Origin of the sequence: Waterburya agarophytonicola KI4, assembly GCF_020640915.1 — a bacterium.
GTDB classification, from domain to species: domain Bacteria; phylum Cyanobacteriota; class Cyanobacteriia; order Cyanobacteriales; family Xenococcaceae; genus Waterburya; species Waterburya agarophytonicola.
Genome location: NZ_JADWDC010000004.1, coordinates 101,938 through 116,647 on the forward strand (window position 1 = coordinate 101,938; position 14,710 = coordinate 116,647).

The following is a 14,710-nucleotide window of genomic DNA, read 5'->3' on the forward strand; positions in this document are numbered from 1 at the left end:
ATGGTTTATTCAGTTCGGATATTATCAATTTATGTGTTAATTATTTTCAACTTATGCGTTAATAACTATACTCAAAGCATTAAAAACCCATAAAGATATTTGCAACTTATGAGTTAACCAACACGATTGAGTCGTAAATCGAAAATTAAGGTAGACCTGAGATACATAAATAGTTAGACGTTTAATGGGATAATTCTTAACTAAATATATATTGAGAATTTTCATGTCCGAGCTGACGAGTGTTGTTACTCGTTTAGAAGCATCACTAGTTACCCCTATTGGTTCGTCATTCCCGATTGAAAGCGAACCAGATGTTGTTGCTCAATTATTAGCCCTAAAGCGATCGCCAAATACTAGAAGAGCTTACTCAAAAGATATCAAAGATTTTTTTCAAGTAATAGTAGAATCCGAACCGACAAGAGATTTAGTTCTAGAATTTCTTCACCTGGAACAAACTCAAGCAGTACAGTTGGTTCTCAACTATAAAGCTAAATTAATTAATAAAGAATTAAAAGCTGCGACAATTAACCGCCGTTTAGCTGCGCTCAAATCTCTGACAAAAATTGGTCGAAATATTGGAGTTTGTAACTATACTCTTGAAAATATTCCTAGAGAGAAAAATCAACCCTATCGAGATACGACAGGAGTTGATAAAGATGCTATTAACCGAGTGTTTGTTTTGGCAGAACAAGTTAAAAAAGCAAAAACTCATCGCTCTAGATTAAAAGGAATTAGGGACTACGCATTGCTAAGATTGCTATGGGGCAACGCCCTGCGTCGAGGAGAAATATCATCAAGCAATATTAGTGATTTTAATTTTGGGGCTAAAACTCTCTTGATTATAGGTAAAGGAAGCGGCGGAGAAAAACAAAAAATTACCTTACCTCCAAAAAGTGCGATCGCTATTTCCGAATGGTTATTAGCAAGAGGAGAAGATGCAATTGACGCACCGTTATTTACTGCGGTAGATAACGCTAATTATGGCAAGCGATTGAGTGGGAATGCTATTTATACGATGGTTGATAAGCTGTGTGTCGCTGCTGGTATTCCGAAAAAAATGTCACCCCATAGAATTAGACATAGTGCCATTACTGCTGCTTTAGATGCGACAGACGGTAATATTAGAAAGGTACAAAAACTAAGCCGTCACAAAGACATCAATACGGTAATGACTTACGACGATAACCGTAGTAATGACCAAGATGAAATGAGTCAATTACTCGATGATTTAATTTAGTATGATTTGATGAATAGTCAAAAAAGAACTACTGTAACTTGAAGGATAAAATGGCACCAATGTGGCACTAATGGAATCATAAAATGACACTTCTCTGAAAGTTCATCTAGGCGTTGTGACAGCAAACGGACAAAATAATGCTCTCTCGTATAATTCGATAAAATAAATTTCTGAAACCTTTACTCCATAGTGCTTTTGATTTTTGTTGGCAAATACTCTGTGGAATAAGCTTCCTACTAGGTGTGCATCTCTCACCATCAATTAAGAATCTATATTCCAAGTTCCAGAACCTTCTTGAGATTCAGCCCAAGCTAAAGCTTCCGTATCTCTTTTTTTTGAACCAACATCGTAGTAATTCCACAATTCATTTTCAGATAATCTTCCGAGTCCATCACACCAATCACACTTATTGTCGGCGTAATTGTCATCAACTCCAGTCCCATTACAGGCAGGACAATCATGTATGAGACATAATTAAATCATATTCATCACGTTATTATTTAGCTTAAATTACTTCGAGTTCAACTGTGCATATAAGTAAACTTGTACGAAAGAGCATTGTTTTTTGTCCGTTTGCTGTCCCAACGCCATTTATGGTTCTCCGATAACATTCCGATTAGGCTGACGAACTCCAGGGCGATCGCATTCACACTCAAGTAAAACTCAATACTGTTGAAGATTGGGAATTAATTAATACGGGAGTAATGGATCATCCCTTCCACGTTCACGGGAATGCTTTTCAAGTCATTAGTCGCGACGGTCAACCAGAATCTTTACTAGCTTGGCGAGATACGGTGCTAGTAAAAAGAGGAGAAACCGTGCGTATCCGCATACCTTTTAATGATTTTACGGGTAAAACTGTCTATCACTGTCATGTTCTCGACCACGAAGATTTAGGCATGATGGGTAATTTAATGATTGAATCTTAATTGTTAGCAATTGTTTAAAAAAGTAGTTATAAATTAACTATTTCCAATAAAAAGGTAATTATAAAATTGGCATGAAATATATACATTATTTCTTAGCTAACTGTTGCTGAGTTTATTAATAGACAATAATGAAAAAATGATGAAATGCAGCTATATCTAAAGCAATAAATACAGTTTATAGCGATCGATAGAAGTATTAATAACAATCAATTCCTATTATTTTGATATTGCCAATTAAGTAATAGGAAATATCTAATGTTATTAGTTCACGAAGAATATCAATCCAGCTTCGATGTCGCGATGAAATGTGCAGTGGAATGCGAACACTGTGCTGAAGCCTGTATGGGCAATCCCGATATGCTCCAGTGCGCTCGCACTTGCCTCGACTGTGCGGAGATATGCCGTACTATCTCTACGTATATGGTGCGCGGTTCTCGCTTCATTCCCAACTTAACCAAAGCCTGTGCCGAGATTTGTACCGCTTGCGCTGAAGAATGCGGTTCTCATGACATGGATCATTGCCAAAAATGCGCTCAGGCTTGTCGCGAAGCAGTTGAAGAATACAACAAAATTGCTGCTGTAGCTGCCTAGAAAAAAATAAGCGGAGGCTGAAAAGTTTTTAACATTTAGCTTTTCTCTTTCCGCTACACACTTTTATTTATCGACATCATTAAATCTCTCATTCGCTATGAAATCTACTTACGACTCTAAATCTAAATCCGAGATGAAATCAAAATCGAGCATGAAGCCTTATATTACTTTGTTTATTTCATTGGTAATTTCCTACGTGGTGATGTTTGCCATCATGTTTTCGCGGGTCAACGAGTGGAGTAACTTGTTTATCAGCTTAAACCAAGTGTATATGACGGGATTAATGATCTCGACGATGCTCATTATTATGCTGCTGACAATGGGTTCTATGTTTGCCAACAAAACCCTAAATCTCGTGCTTCTGGCATCGGGAGTAGCACTGATCTTAATGTTCTGGACTTTAGTAAGAAATCAAGTAGGAGTTGGAAACCAACAGTTTTTGCGCTCGATGATTCCCCACCATGCTGCTGCAATTCTCGTCTGTCAGCAATCATCTTTGACTAATCCCCGCATTGAAGAATTATGTGTGGAGATCGTTAAGACTCAAAAGGAAGAGATTGCAATTATGAAAGAACTGATGGAGACACCCGATCTAAGTTGAGGGCTGTATAGCGATTACGCTGCGCTTATTAAAGATCGTAAATAATTATTGACTCTCTAGCTAGGTAGAGATTGAAAACTAAATATAGTTGCTTTTTAGGTTTAACTTCTATGCAAAAGGTTAAAGAAGAACACCATCACAACCATCATTCAAAACACCATCATAGCGAGCATCATAGTCATCACGAGCCTCATGGACATGGCGGACATGACAAACACGCTGGTCACAGTCCCGAAATATTCAAGCGTCGCTTTTTTATCTGTTTAATCCTTACTCTACCAGTTCTCTATTTTTCCTCACAGTTACAAAATTGGTTAGGTTATCAAGCCATCGAGTTTCCTGGTTCTAACTGGGTCAATCCCATTCTAGGCATCGTCATTTATTTCTATGGTGGCTGGGTATTTTTGAGGGGTGCTTGGCGAGAATTACATAGCAAAGTAGGGATGATGACCCTGATTGCCCTGGCAATTACGGTAGCTTTTGTCTACAGTCTGGCAGTCTCTCTGGGACTGCGGGGTAAGCCTTTCTATTGGGAACTGGTGACATTAGTAGATATTATGCTGCTGGGTCACTGGGTTGAGATGGCATCAGTTAAGGGTGCATCCCAAGCTTTAGAATCCCTCAAAGAATTAGTCCCCGCCCAGGCGCATCTTTGGCGTAATGGGAGAGTAGAAGATATTTCTGTCACCGAAGTAAGAGCCGAAGACACCATATTGATTCGTCCTGGGGAACAAGTTCCCAACGATGGAGAAGTCATAGAAGGGTCAACCGAAGTCGATGAAGCTTTCTTAACTGGTGAATCCCGTCTCATACCCAAACAAGTAGGAGATGAAGTAGTAGCGGGTTCGGTGAATAGCGCGGGTTCGATTAAAGTTAAAGTCACGCGCACGGGAGATGAAACCACCCTCAGCCAAATTATGCGTTTGGTGGAAGAAGCACAAAACTCCCGCAGTAACTATCAAGCTTTAGCCGATCGCATTGCCTATTGGTTGACTATTATTGCGATCGCAGCAGGAACTTTAACCTTTGTGGTTTGGTTATCCATCTCCGATTTGGTATTTGCCATCAATCGCGCCGTAACTGTGCTGGTGATTACCTGTCCTCATGCTTTGGGTTTAGCAATTCCTTTAGTTATTGCCAACTCCACTGCTTTAGCTGCCAAAAACGGCATTCTGGTTCGCAATCGCGATGCTCTAGAAAGAGCTAGAGATATTAAAACGATGGCGTTTGACAAGACGGGAACGCTGACGGAAGGACATTTTGGAGTCCAAAAAATCTATGTTTACGGCATGGGTGAAGATGAAGCACTAGCGATCGCAGCAGCTTTAGAAACTTCTTCGGAACATCCTTTGGGTAAAGCGATCGTCGAAGCAGCAGAATTTGAAGAGTTAAGATTACCTCAGATGACCAACTTTGAAACTGTAACGGGCAGAGGGGTAAAAGGAGTAATTAAAGGCAAAACCTATCAAGTCGGTAGACCTGAGTGGATTGAGGAACAGCAGCTATATCTGCCGAATTCTTTGCAAAAAGGCTTAGATATTGCCGATGATAGGGGTGAAAGTGCAGTAGTGCTACTAGATGAATCCCAAGCAGTAGCGGTGATTTCGATGGCAGATAAAGTCAGAGAAAGAGCCAGAGAAACCATCAACAAACTCAATCAAGAAGGTATACAACCCGTAATGATTACAGGGGATGCCGAAGCTGTTGCCAGAACTGTCGCTCAAGATCTGGGTATCGATCGCTATTATGCCCGTGTCTTACCCGAAGATAAGGTAAACATCATCAAACAGCTAAAGCAAAGACAGCCCACCGCTTTTGTTGGTGATGGGATTAACGATGCTGCTGCTTTGCTAGAAGCCAATATGGGTTTAGCCATTGGTGCGGGAACAAATGTAGCGATTGAATCTGCGGATTTAGTTTTGATTGAAGATGATCCTTTAGATGCAGTTAAAGCCCTCAACCTTGCCAAGAAAACCTATAGCAAAATGATTCAAAATCTTTTCTGGGCAACGGGTTACAACATTGTTGCTATTCCCCTAGCTGCTGGGGTGCTGTCTGCCTGGGGTTTTGTGCTTTCACCAGCTATAGGTGCGTTGTTGATGAGTCTATCAACCGTAATTGTGGCAATTAATGCTGTTCTGTTACGTCGAGCTAAACTTGCCTAACTATCGGTGATAAAAGCTCAAACTCGATCTAATTAACAAAACATTTGAAGAGCAAAACAATGAAATATGCGACATGGATAAGAATGAATCTTTAGCCAAAAATGCCTCAAAAATAACCGAGATAGTAAATCCCACAACCCCTCCAGAAACTCCGACTAAAGAAACATTGACTGGTTATAGCGGTCTATTGGAAGTGTTGCTTATGGGCATGGTGACAGTAGCAGGATTTTATTTGCTGTACCGCAAATCTAAACTACATTTAGATAAAGCTAACCCTCCAAAGCCAAATGTTTTCAAGCGGTTTTCTCAACAAAGTTGTAGTAAGTGTCGTTTCTTTAATAAAAACGAGCATCTTAAATGTGCGGTACATCCAGTTTTAGTAAGCAAAATTAAAGCTAAAGATTGCCCTGACTATTGGCAACGCGATCGCCCTAAATTCCTACATCGTTAATCCAATTAGTAATTTAATGAACTGGTTAACTCAAACAATTGGCACGGGACTAATAATTATTGCTGCAATCGATATATTTATTACCGTTTTATATCCCCGCACTGGCAATAGTATTGTAAGTTTGCCTTTGGGTAGGGGAGTTTGGCACATATTTCGTTGGTTAGCACGCTGGACGAAGAGCGTTCGCCTGATGGCTTACTGTGGTTCGGTTGTTTTGGTAGTCGTAGCCATCTTTTGGATTGCTTTATTTCTCATCGGTTTTGCCTTAATTGTTTGGTCGATGTTGGGGGAGGAGATTGTTGCCAGCAGTGGAAAAACTCCTACCGATTTTGGTACTGCTATTTACTATAGTGAATTTAACTTTACTACTTTGGGAATTGGCGATTTAGTACCTCAAAGCACTGTTTGTTGATTATTGACTATCTTACAGGCAGGATTGGGATTTGCCACTTTTACCGTTACCCTAACCTACCTGCTTTCGGTGCTAAATGCTCTGACTCAAAGAAACCTCTTTGCCCTGAGTCTGCACCATCGCACGGGTACAAAAGGCAATGCTGCCGAATTGTTGTTAGGTTGGGGGACGGGCGGTGAATTCGATAATGCCAAGCAAGATATTACCAACATGGCACAGGATTTACTGCAATTACTCGAATCTCACAATTCCTATCCCGTTTTACACTACTTTCGCTTCCCAGAGGCTCATTACTCTCTGGCGCGAATGATTTTGATAACGATGGATACGGCTACGTTAATTAAAACCGCACTGTGCGATCGAGAATATAAAAGCTTAATCTACTCTACTGCTGTCACCGAATTACAATCGAGCGGTTTATATACCTTAAAGCAGTTAGCAGATTCCTTTTTGCCTCAAGGTGCGATTGCATCCTACTCCTGTGAAGCTCAATGGCGTGAATGGTATTACTACGTTATTCGACGGCTACAGTCTGAGGGCATCAAAACCCCAGAAGATATCGAAACTGGTGCGGATAAATATGTTTCTCTGCGACGGGAGTGGAATAGTGAGGTAGCAGCTTTTGCCAAGCACATGGCATACAGATGGAGCGATATTGCCCCAGCACAACCATAAATTATTACTTCTATAATTATTGCTTCTATTTGTCCTTCCGTTCAGAAATTTAGAAGTTATCAGCAAATAATGAAATCAATATGAAATTGCTCTCCAACTTTAGCTATAAATCCAGCTTGTTTCTAAGGTTAGATGCATTTTTTGCTATTACTTTTTAAAGTTATTAATGTTAACCAAAAATCAAAAAAATTGGAAGAAATTATGAATATAAAACCGATAGTTTACGGCATAGTTGGTTTGGTTTCAGGAGCATTACTTATAGTTTTGCTGGGCTTTTTAGGCATGAGAAATATGATGTGGGGAACAGGAGGAATGATGAATGATGAAATGCATAATACAAGTGAAAATTATAATCGTTTTGAATATACCGAACGTAATTGAACATAAGTTTAAAACTGATTAATTGACGAACCAGAACAAACGGAAATTGCGAGGCTAGATAATTTCCACTTGACTCTCTAGTTTATTAGAGAGTTTAAGTTAATTTCAGAACCAAATAAACCAATCGTAAATAAGAGGAATAAAAATGAATCTGAAGAATAAAACCTTTCGTATGGCTGCCATCGCTGGAATTATGTCGATAATGCTGAGTGCAACTTCATCGCGGGCGCAAACAAACCCAGAAATGCCGACAACACCTAATAACACCATGTCGGAGTCTATTACCCCAGAGCAAATGCGACAACAGCATCAACAAATGATGGGACAGATGCAGCAAAGAATGGGGCAGATGCAGCAGCGAACCGCTCAAATGACCCCAGAACAGCTACAACAGCACCACCAACAAATGACGGAACAGATGGAACAGATGGAGCAAATGATGGGACAGATGGACAGCATGATGATGCAGGATAATTCCATGATGGAGAATGGTTTTGATATGCCTGGAAATCCCAACTATCAACCTGGGCAGGAAATGAACGAGTAAACAAAAGAATAATAGCCATCATCACCGTATATCTTTACAGCAGATATCCCTATCCAATTGTCAACAAACCTAAATATGTTTTCAATTTTACCTTGACTCTATACCTGACTAGAGAGTTTAAGCTGACTTCATAGCTAAATAAACTAGGGGATATAAAAATATGACCATAGAATTAAAAGTTCCTAACATGGCTTGCGGTGCTTGCGCTAAAACTATTACTCAAGCAGTCATCGAACTAGACCCCAAAGCTTCAGTTAAAGCCGATCCGAAAAATAAACAAGTAATAGTAAATAGCAAAGTATCTGAGTCATCTGTAAAAGATGCGATCGCTGCTGCTGGCTATCCTGCTGCTTAAATAACCTCTTCTCCCGTACTAATTATGAACGCAACTACCAATTTAGAAAAAATTAATCTCAAACTCAGGGGGATGAGTTGTGCTTCCTGCGCTAGCAGCATAGAAGAAGCAATTAGTAATGTACCTGGGGTAGCTCGATGTAACGTAAACTTCGGTGCAGAACAGGCTGCTATTGAATACAATCCCAAAAGAACCAGCATTGAAGATATCCAAGATGCAGTAGAGGAGGCTGGTTACTCGTCTTATTCCCTCCAAGAACAAGAAATGATTACGGGAGAGGATGATGCTGAAAAAGCAGCCCGAATAGCCGAATCGCAGGATTTACTGCGTAAAGTGATTGTAGGTGGAATAATCAGCCTGATTTTAGTTATTGGTTCTTTACCAATGATGACAGGGCTAAATATCCCATTTATTCCTGCATGGTTGCATAACCCTTGGTTGCAATTAATTCTGACCATTCCCGTACAGTTTTGGTGTGGTTATGGTTTCTATATCCATGCTTGGAAAGCATTTAAGCGTCATGCTGCGACTATGGATACTTTAATCGCACTGGGTACGAGTGCAGCCTTCTTTTATTCGATATTTGCTACTGTCTTTCCTTTTTTCTTTCTCAACCAGGGTTTAATGCCAGAAGTTTACTACGAAATCGCAGCCGTAGTGGTGACAATGATTTTACTTGGGGAATGGTTTGAGAATCGGGCAAAGGGACAAACCTCAGAAGCGATTCGGCAACTGATGGGGTTACAGGCTAGGGATGCTAGAGTAATTCGCAATGGTCAAGAAATGGATATTCCCATCAGCGAAGTGCAGATTGATGACATTATCTTAGTCCGCCCTGGGGAAAAGATTCCCGTAGACGGCGAGATTGTCAGTGGGAGTTCTACTATCGATGAAGCAATGGTAACGGGAGAAAGTATTCCCGTAAAAAAACAGCCAGGAGATGAAGTAATTGGCGCGACAATTAATAAGACAGGTAGTTTTAAATTTCGGGCTACTAAAGTTGGTGCAGATACAGTATTGGCGCAGATCGTTAAATTAGTTCGAGATGCCCAAGGTTCAAAAGCACCTATTCAAAGACTTGCTGACCAAGTAACAGGTTGGTTTGTCCCCGCAGTAATTGCGATCGCCATTTCTACTTTTGTCGTGTGGTTTGTCATTATGGGTAATGTTTCTCTGGCAATGATTACTACTGTCGGAGTGTTGATTATTGCTTGTCCCTGTGCTTTAGGTTTGGCTACCCCTACCTCTGTAATGGTAGGTACGGGTCAAGGTGCAGAAAACGGTATTCTGATTAAGGGTGCAGAGAGTTTGGAACTGGCGCATAAAATTCAAACCATCGTCCTTGATAAAACTGGCACGATTACTCAAGGCAAACCTACTGTAACTGATTATCAAGCTGTTCGAGGTATTAGCGATGGTGCAGAACTAAAATTACTCCGTTTGGTGGCAGCAGTAGAACGTAACTCCGAACATCCTCTAGCAGAAGCAGTTGTCAGATACGCTGAATCTCAAGATGTGGATTTGACTGAATGCCATGACTTTGAAGCCGTAGCGGGTAGCGGAGTACAGGGGACAGTTTCAAACCGCTTAATTCAGATTGGTACTCAACGCTGGATGAGTGAATTGGGTATTAAAACCGATACTCTACAGCAGCAAAAAGACACCTGGGAAGCAGAAGCCAAAACCGTCGTGTTGATTGCCGTAGACGGCGAATTAGAAGGCATTATGGGGATAGCTGACGCAATTAAACCATCTTCCACCGCAGCAGTCAGGGCATTACGCAACCTGGATTTAGAAGTGGTGATGCTGACGGGAGATAACCAAAAGACCGCAGAAGCGATCGCCCGTCAAGTTGGTATAGTCAGAGTAGAAGCCGAAGTACGCCCCGACCAAAAGGCAGCTAAAGTCAGGGAACTACAGCAAGAAGGAAAAATCGTGGCAATGGTAGGGGATGGTATTAATGATGCCCCCGCACTAGCCCAAGCAGATGTAGGAATTGCGATCGGTACGGGAACGGATGTGGCGATCGCAGCTAGCGATATTACCCTGATTTCTGGAGAACTACACGGCATTGTCACTGCCATCGGGTTGAGTAAAGCGACGATTAGTAATATCCGTCAGAACCTTTTCTTTGCCTTTATTTATAACGTCCTGGGTATTCCCATTGCAGCAGGTATCTTGTTTCCGTTCTTTGGTTGGTTACTCAATCCGATTATTGGTGGGATAGCAATGGCATTTAGTTCGGTTTCGGTAATAACTAATGCGCTACGTCTACGTAACTTTAGTCCGTCTCATCCCAGAACATAATTAAGGAGGAAAGAATTAGCCATGTTTAATAAAAGCAAAATGGTTGGCAGTTTGCTAGGGTTAGGGTTTTTCTTAGCTTTAACTCCCAACATTGGGTTAGCAGAAATGGAAATGCCCGCTTCGGCGGAGAAACAAACTAGCCAATTTCAGAAGCTCGAACAGCCCTTGGGTTTGAAGCTGGCTGTGGCTTTGGGAGGATTGGGTTTAATTGGTGCAGAACTGTGGTGGTTTATGTTTAGTAAGACTAAATCTCAAAAAGCTCAGGTCAAACAAGGTATTCAAGAGATAGATATTGTCGTCGATGGAGGCTATACACCTGACAGAATTGAAGTAGCTGCTGGCGAACCTGTTAAATTAAATTTTTATCGTCAAGATCCTAGTAGCTGCTTAGAACAGGTTTTGTTACCAGACTTTAGTAAGGCATTAGATCTGGCTTTGAATCAAACTACTTCTGTCGAAGTTGTGCCAGAGAAATCGGGTGAATATACCTTTACCTGCGGGATGAATATGTATCGTGGGGTAATCAAAGCCGAATAATTTTTACCTTAATTTATTTTCTAATGACTAAAAATTGTGTGCGACTTTCAGTAATCACTTATGAATAAACCTCAACCAAGAATTTCTCAAGAACATACCGATGAAATTTTTGCTTTAGCTGCCCAACTACAAGCCAAGCACGAGCAAAGCTACTCCTTAGCAGAACTCAAGAAAATTGGGGCTGAAGCTCACATATCGCCAGAGTTTATCGAACGAGCAACAAAGCAAATTCAGAGGAAAAAACAAAGAGAGTCAAGACTTGAAACAATCTTGGAAAGTTTGAGTAATGCTGTAGCAGTAATGATTTTATTCAGCTTTGTAACTGGCTTTGTTGGATTACCTAACGGACATTGTTCTCTAGCCAAAACTCAACCAGAAAATACTAGAGTATTGCCTGACGGTTAATAATTCAGTGGTACACGTAAGCACTAAAAAACAATAAGAATATTTCTAAATTTTTATTATGTTTTTATCATCAGACTAATCAATCAAACTCGCTACCGTTCGATCATTTGAATATACGCAAGGGTCTGTTGATATCCAGCCATATTTCCTGAATCTAGAAAAAGTGTGGCTGCCTGTTGTAAATCTTTTAAACCTTTCTGTTTATTTCCTAGCCGAGCGCGAACAAATCCACGATTGCCATAAGCCTCAGCCAGATTGGGGTTGAGCTTAATCGCTTGATTATAATCAGCGATTGCTCCTTGAAGATTTCCTAATTCGGTGCGTGCTTTACCTCGATTGTAGTAAGCATCTACAAAATTAGAATCAAAATTTAAAGCTTGGTCAAAGTTCTCTACTGCTAGCTCTAGATTGCTTTGCTGTGCGAAAACAATTCCTTTTCTGTTGTAGGCATCAGCGTGACGGGGTGCAACTTCTAGAGCCAGTTCAAATTCGGCGATCGCTCGATCTAAATTACCCAAGCTAAAGTGCGCCATTCCCCGACTGCAATAGGCTTCAATATAGTTCGGATTAAGAGCAATAACGCGGTCAAAGTCACTAATTGCCCCTTGGTAATTTCCGCGATTGATTTTCTCTGTACCTCTCTCAAATAAGCTTTCAGCATTCATTTGGTCGAACTGCTGCTGATTAGTTGAAATAGCTAAAGCTGGACTGACAGAAGCAAACAATCCTCCGAAAGCTATTGTCATTCCTAATATGATGCCTGATGCCTTAATCGGTTTCATGAATTGATTTTCCCTGCTGTAACTCAGAACAAGAAAATTACCTCTCAATACCATTCTAATAAAAGAATATAAAACCAATAGGATATCGGACTTCTTTGTGAAAGCTAAAAAGTTACTAGTAATGCTGTACCGTACATTATTATCAATCCCGCACTAAATCCAGCCAAACTAACTTTAGATAACCAAGTATCACCAATTTTACTAGCGGTTCGTGCTAAATACGAACCTACTTCCACGATTACTTGTAAGATTGCTCCTGCACCGATGCCCATAAATATTGCGCCCCAATGAGGAGAAAAGGCAAATACGCCAATCCACGTTCCCAGTACCGCAGGTAATCCTGCTAAAGCAGTCAAACCAACAAATGTAATCAGTGAAGGTTTGGATTTAACCAAAGGTGCAGCAATACCGATTCCTTCTGTTAGGTTGTGCAGGGTAAAACCAACTACCAAAAGCGAACCCAGGGCTGCTTCACCCACAGCAAAAGCCGTACCGATTGCCAGTCCTTCGCCTAAATTATGAATGCCAATACTAAAAGATAGATAAATAGATAGGCTTTGTCCTTCAGGAGCTTTACCCCGACTGCGCCCCAAAGTTAGAATTGTTAGAAAAGAAATAGCTGCGATCGCCCAAACTAAAATACTGCCCGAAAAGGCATTTGCTGCACCCCTAGCGAGTTCTAGCCCTTCTTCAATGGTATCTACCAAGAGAAAAGCCAACATTCCCAAGGTTAAAGCGAGAATAAACTTCATTCCTTCCCCACCTAATGTTTTAAGAGACGGATAAAATAACATTCCCAATCCTACGGGTACGACACCTACGTATAACCCCAATAAAGTAAAGCCCCAAAGACGACTGAAGGAGAATTGAGGAGTTGCCACCGCTACATCGATAGTGTGTTCAAAACTAATTCCTGTACTGGTAACGAAGTTGAGATGATGGGTTTCATTTTCTACCCAAGGATAGGGAATATCGAGCCAAACAGTTGATAGTCTGGGTATTGCACCTGGAGGCTTTTGAGTAAACGTCCAGTAAGAACCGTCTACCTGTACTTGAGCAATCTGCATTGGTTCTGAACCTTCCGCCCTCACTAACAAGGATATACCGCGATCGCTCAATACGGTTCGCTCTACGGTCAGATTTTCTAGAGGGGGTGCAGAAACGCCCAAAGGACTGAGAGGATCGGTAGAGAGAAAAATACCAATCGAAGCTAATAGGGCAATTAAGGGTAAAATTGCCCACAACCAAGTTTTCTTCATGCCACCACCTCAAAAGCACTCATCCAGCCGAGTTCGAGAAATTCTGATTGGTGGGCATGGAACATATACTGTCCTGGGGCGTGTTCTTGAAAGGAAAATTCTAAAATACCTCGTTGTCCCTGACACTGCATCACAGTATCGATAGTGCGGAGGGAAGGAGTTAAGGTAGTTCCGCTATCATAATAGTCAAAGAAATTACCATGAAGATGAAAAGAATTAATGGGATCGAATTCAGTTACGTTAATTAAATAAACCCGCACGGGGCGATCTCGTTCGATGCGGAGGGGTCGCTTCATAAATTCGTGAGGAATTGTATTAACGGCGTAGAATTCGTTTTCCTCATCGAAGTTGGTGTCAAAAGCATTCATCACCATTAAAAATTCTTGCCACTCTTGATTTTCAGGAGTCCCTAATAAACGTGATCGCGCTGCTGCTTCATCTTCGGGATAGCGTTTGGGGTCGGGATCGACAATAAATGCGCCGTAGAGTCCTTTATGCAGGTGTCGCTTAAAAGGTGCAGAATGACAGTGATAGAGATGACAGCCAAAGGGTTTAGCATCAAAATCGTAAACGACCTCTTCTCCTGGCATCGCTTCTAACGTTCCTGGAACGCCATCTTGTCTGGCAGAATGAATGCCGTGAAAGTGAATCGTATGGGGATGTCGGCTACGATTGCGGAAGTTAATCTTAACGCGATCGCCCTCGGTAACTCTAATGGTAGAACCAGGAACGCGACCGTTATATGTCCAGGCGGGATAAACCACCCCAGGGGCGATTTCAATTTCCCGTTCTTCTACGGCAATGTCGTATTCTCGCAAGGTCTGACCGTTAGGCAGTTGAGAGACTTTTCCCCCATCCCAATCGGTTAAAATATCGCGGGGGCTAAAACCATTACGTTCATTGTCCACATCACCTACTGTAGTGCTGCCACCGTGAACCGCACTGCTAGTAAAGTGATTATTGCGCTCTTTGGGTTTTTGGGCTAATGCCTCACGGGGTAAAAACTTGCCGAAGATACTTCCCCCTCCAAGTAATCCCATTCCCAACAGCGATCGCCTGGAAACATCAAATCTCAT

General features: G+C 41.3%; 16 protein-coding genes and 1 pseudogene. 14 read left to right on the plus strand and 3 right to left on the minus strand.

The genetic code is table 11. The features are described 5' to 3' along the window. Positions 1-223: 223 nt before the first annotated feature. The 14 genes and pseudogenes from I4641_RS02725 to I4641_RS02790 all read left to right on the plus strand — a co-directional run bounded on the left by I4641_RS02725 (position 224) and on the right by I4641_RS02790 (position 11,593). The gene (locus I4641_RS02725) at positions 224-1,237 is read left to right on the plus strand and encodes a tyrosine-type recombinase/integrase (protein ID WP_229638896.1); all 1,014 of its coding nucleotides are present in this window, start codon (positions 224-226) and stop codon (positions 1,235-1,237) included. A gap of 638 nt (positions 1,238-1,875) precedes the next feature. Beyond that, positions 1,876-2,166: pseudogene (locus tag I4641_RS02730) on the plus strand (multicopper oxidase domain-containing protein); the annotation flags it as partial. Positions 2,167-2,421: 255 nt separating this feature from the next. Beyond that, positions 2,422-2,757 (plus strand): four-helix bundle copper-binding protein, encoded by a 336-nt coding sequence (locus tag I4641_RS02735; protein ID WP_229638898.1) that lies wholly within the window; start codon positions 2,422-2,424, stop codon positions 2,755-2,757. Between the two features lie 97 nt (positions 2,758-2,854). Continuing rightward, on the plus strand, positions 2,855-3,358 hold the full coding sequence (locus tag I4641_RS02740) for a DUF305 domain-containing protein (protein WP_229638900.1): 504 nt from the start codon (positions 2,855-2,857) through the stop codon (positions 3,356-3,358). Positions 3,359-3,468: 110 nt separating this feature from the next. Continuing rightward, a complete protein-coding gene (locus I4641_RS02745; protein ID WP_229638902.1) occupies positions 3,469-5,523 on the plus strand; it encodes a copper-translocating P-type ATPase in 2,055 nt (684 codons plus the stop codon). Between the two features lie 73 nt (positions 5,524-5,596). Next, positions 5,597-5,974 carry a hypothetical protein gene (locus I4641_RS02750; RefSeq protein ID WP_229638903.1) on the plus strand — a complete coding sequence of 126 codons (378 nt, stop codon included), beginning with the start codon at positions 5,597-5,599 and terminating at the stop codon, positions 5,972-5,974. 16 nt (positions 5,975-5,990) lie between these two features. Next, on the plus strand, positions 5,991-6,386 hold the full coding sequence (locus tag I4641_RS02755; protein WP_229638904.1) for a hypothetical protein: 396 nt from the start codon (positions 5,991-5,993) through the stop codon (positions 6,384-6,386). Positions 6,387-6,389: 3 nt separating this feature from the next. Then, a complete protein-coding gene (locus tag I4641_RS02760; RefSeq protein ID WP_229638905.1) occupies positions 6,390-7,061 on the plus strand; it encodes a hypothetical protein in 672 nt (223 codons plus the stop codon). Positions 7,062-7,250: 189 nt separating this feature from the next. Then, positions 7,251-7,442: a hypothetical protein gene (locus I4641_RS02765; RefSeq protein WP_229638906.1), complete on the plus strand. Its 192-nt coding sequence runs from the start codon at positions 7,251-7,253 to the stop codon at positions 7,440-7,442. Between the two features lie 145 nt (positions 7,443-7,587). Then, a complete protein-coding gene (locus I4641_RS02770; RefSeq protein ID WP_229638908.1) occupies positions 7,588-7,989 on the plus strand; it encodes a hypothetical protein in 402 nt (133 codons plus the stop codon). A 160-nt stretch (positions 7,990-8,149) separates the two neighbouring features. Continuing rightward, a complete protein-coding gene (locus tag I4641_RS02775) occupies positions 8,150-8,344 on the plus strand; it encodes a heavy-metal-associated domain-containing protein (protein ID WP_229638910.1) in 195 nt (64 codons plus the stop codon). Between the two features lie 24 nt (positions 8,345-8,368). Next, a complete protein-coding gene (locus tag I4641_RS02780) occupies positions 8,369-10,651 on the plus strand; it encodes a heavy metal translocating P-type ATPase (RefSeq protein ID WP_229638911.1) in 2,283 nt (760 codons plus the stop codon). 21 nt (positions 10,652-10,672) lie between these two features. Next, a complete protein-coding gene (locus tag I4641_RS02785; protein WP_229638912.1) occupies positions 10,673-11,188 on the plus strand; it encodes a cupredoxin domain-containing protein in 516 nt (171 codons plus the stop codon). A 60-nt stretch (positions 11,189-11,248) separates the two neighbouring features. Further along, on the plus strand, positions 11,249-11,593 hold the full coding sequence (locus I4641_RS02790; RefSeq protein WP_229638913.1) for a hypothetical protein: 345 nt from the start codon (positions 11,249-11,251) through the stop codon (positions 11,591-11,593). Between the two features lie 92 nt (positions 11,594-11,685). Here the strand turns inward: I4641_RS02790 and I4641_RS02795 are convergent, their stop codons facing one another. The 3 genes from I4641_RS02795 to I4641_RS02805 form a co-directional block, all read right to left on the minus strand. Then, positions 11,686-12,339, minus strand: a complete 654-nt coding sequence (locus I4641_RS02795) for a tetratricopeptide repeat protein (protein ID WP_229638915.1) — start codon at positions 12,337-12,339, stop codon at positions 11,686-11,688. 140 nt (positions 12,340-12,479) lie between these two features. Further along, on the minus strand, positions 12,480-13,634 hold the full coding sequence (locus I4641_RS02800) for a ZIP family metal transporter (protein WP_229638916.1): 1,155 nt from the start codon (positions 13,632-13,634) through the stop codon (positions 12,480-12,482). Continuing rightward, entirely contained in the window at positions 13,631-14,710 is a 1,080-nt protein-coding gene (locus I4641_RS02805; RefSeq protein WP_229638917.1) for a multicopper oxidase domain-containing protein, read from the minus strand. Before I4641_RS02805 ends, I4641_RS02800 begins: the two co-directional genes overlap by 4 nt.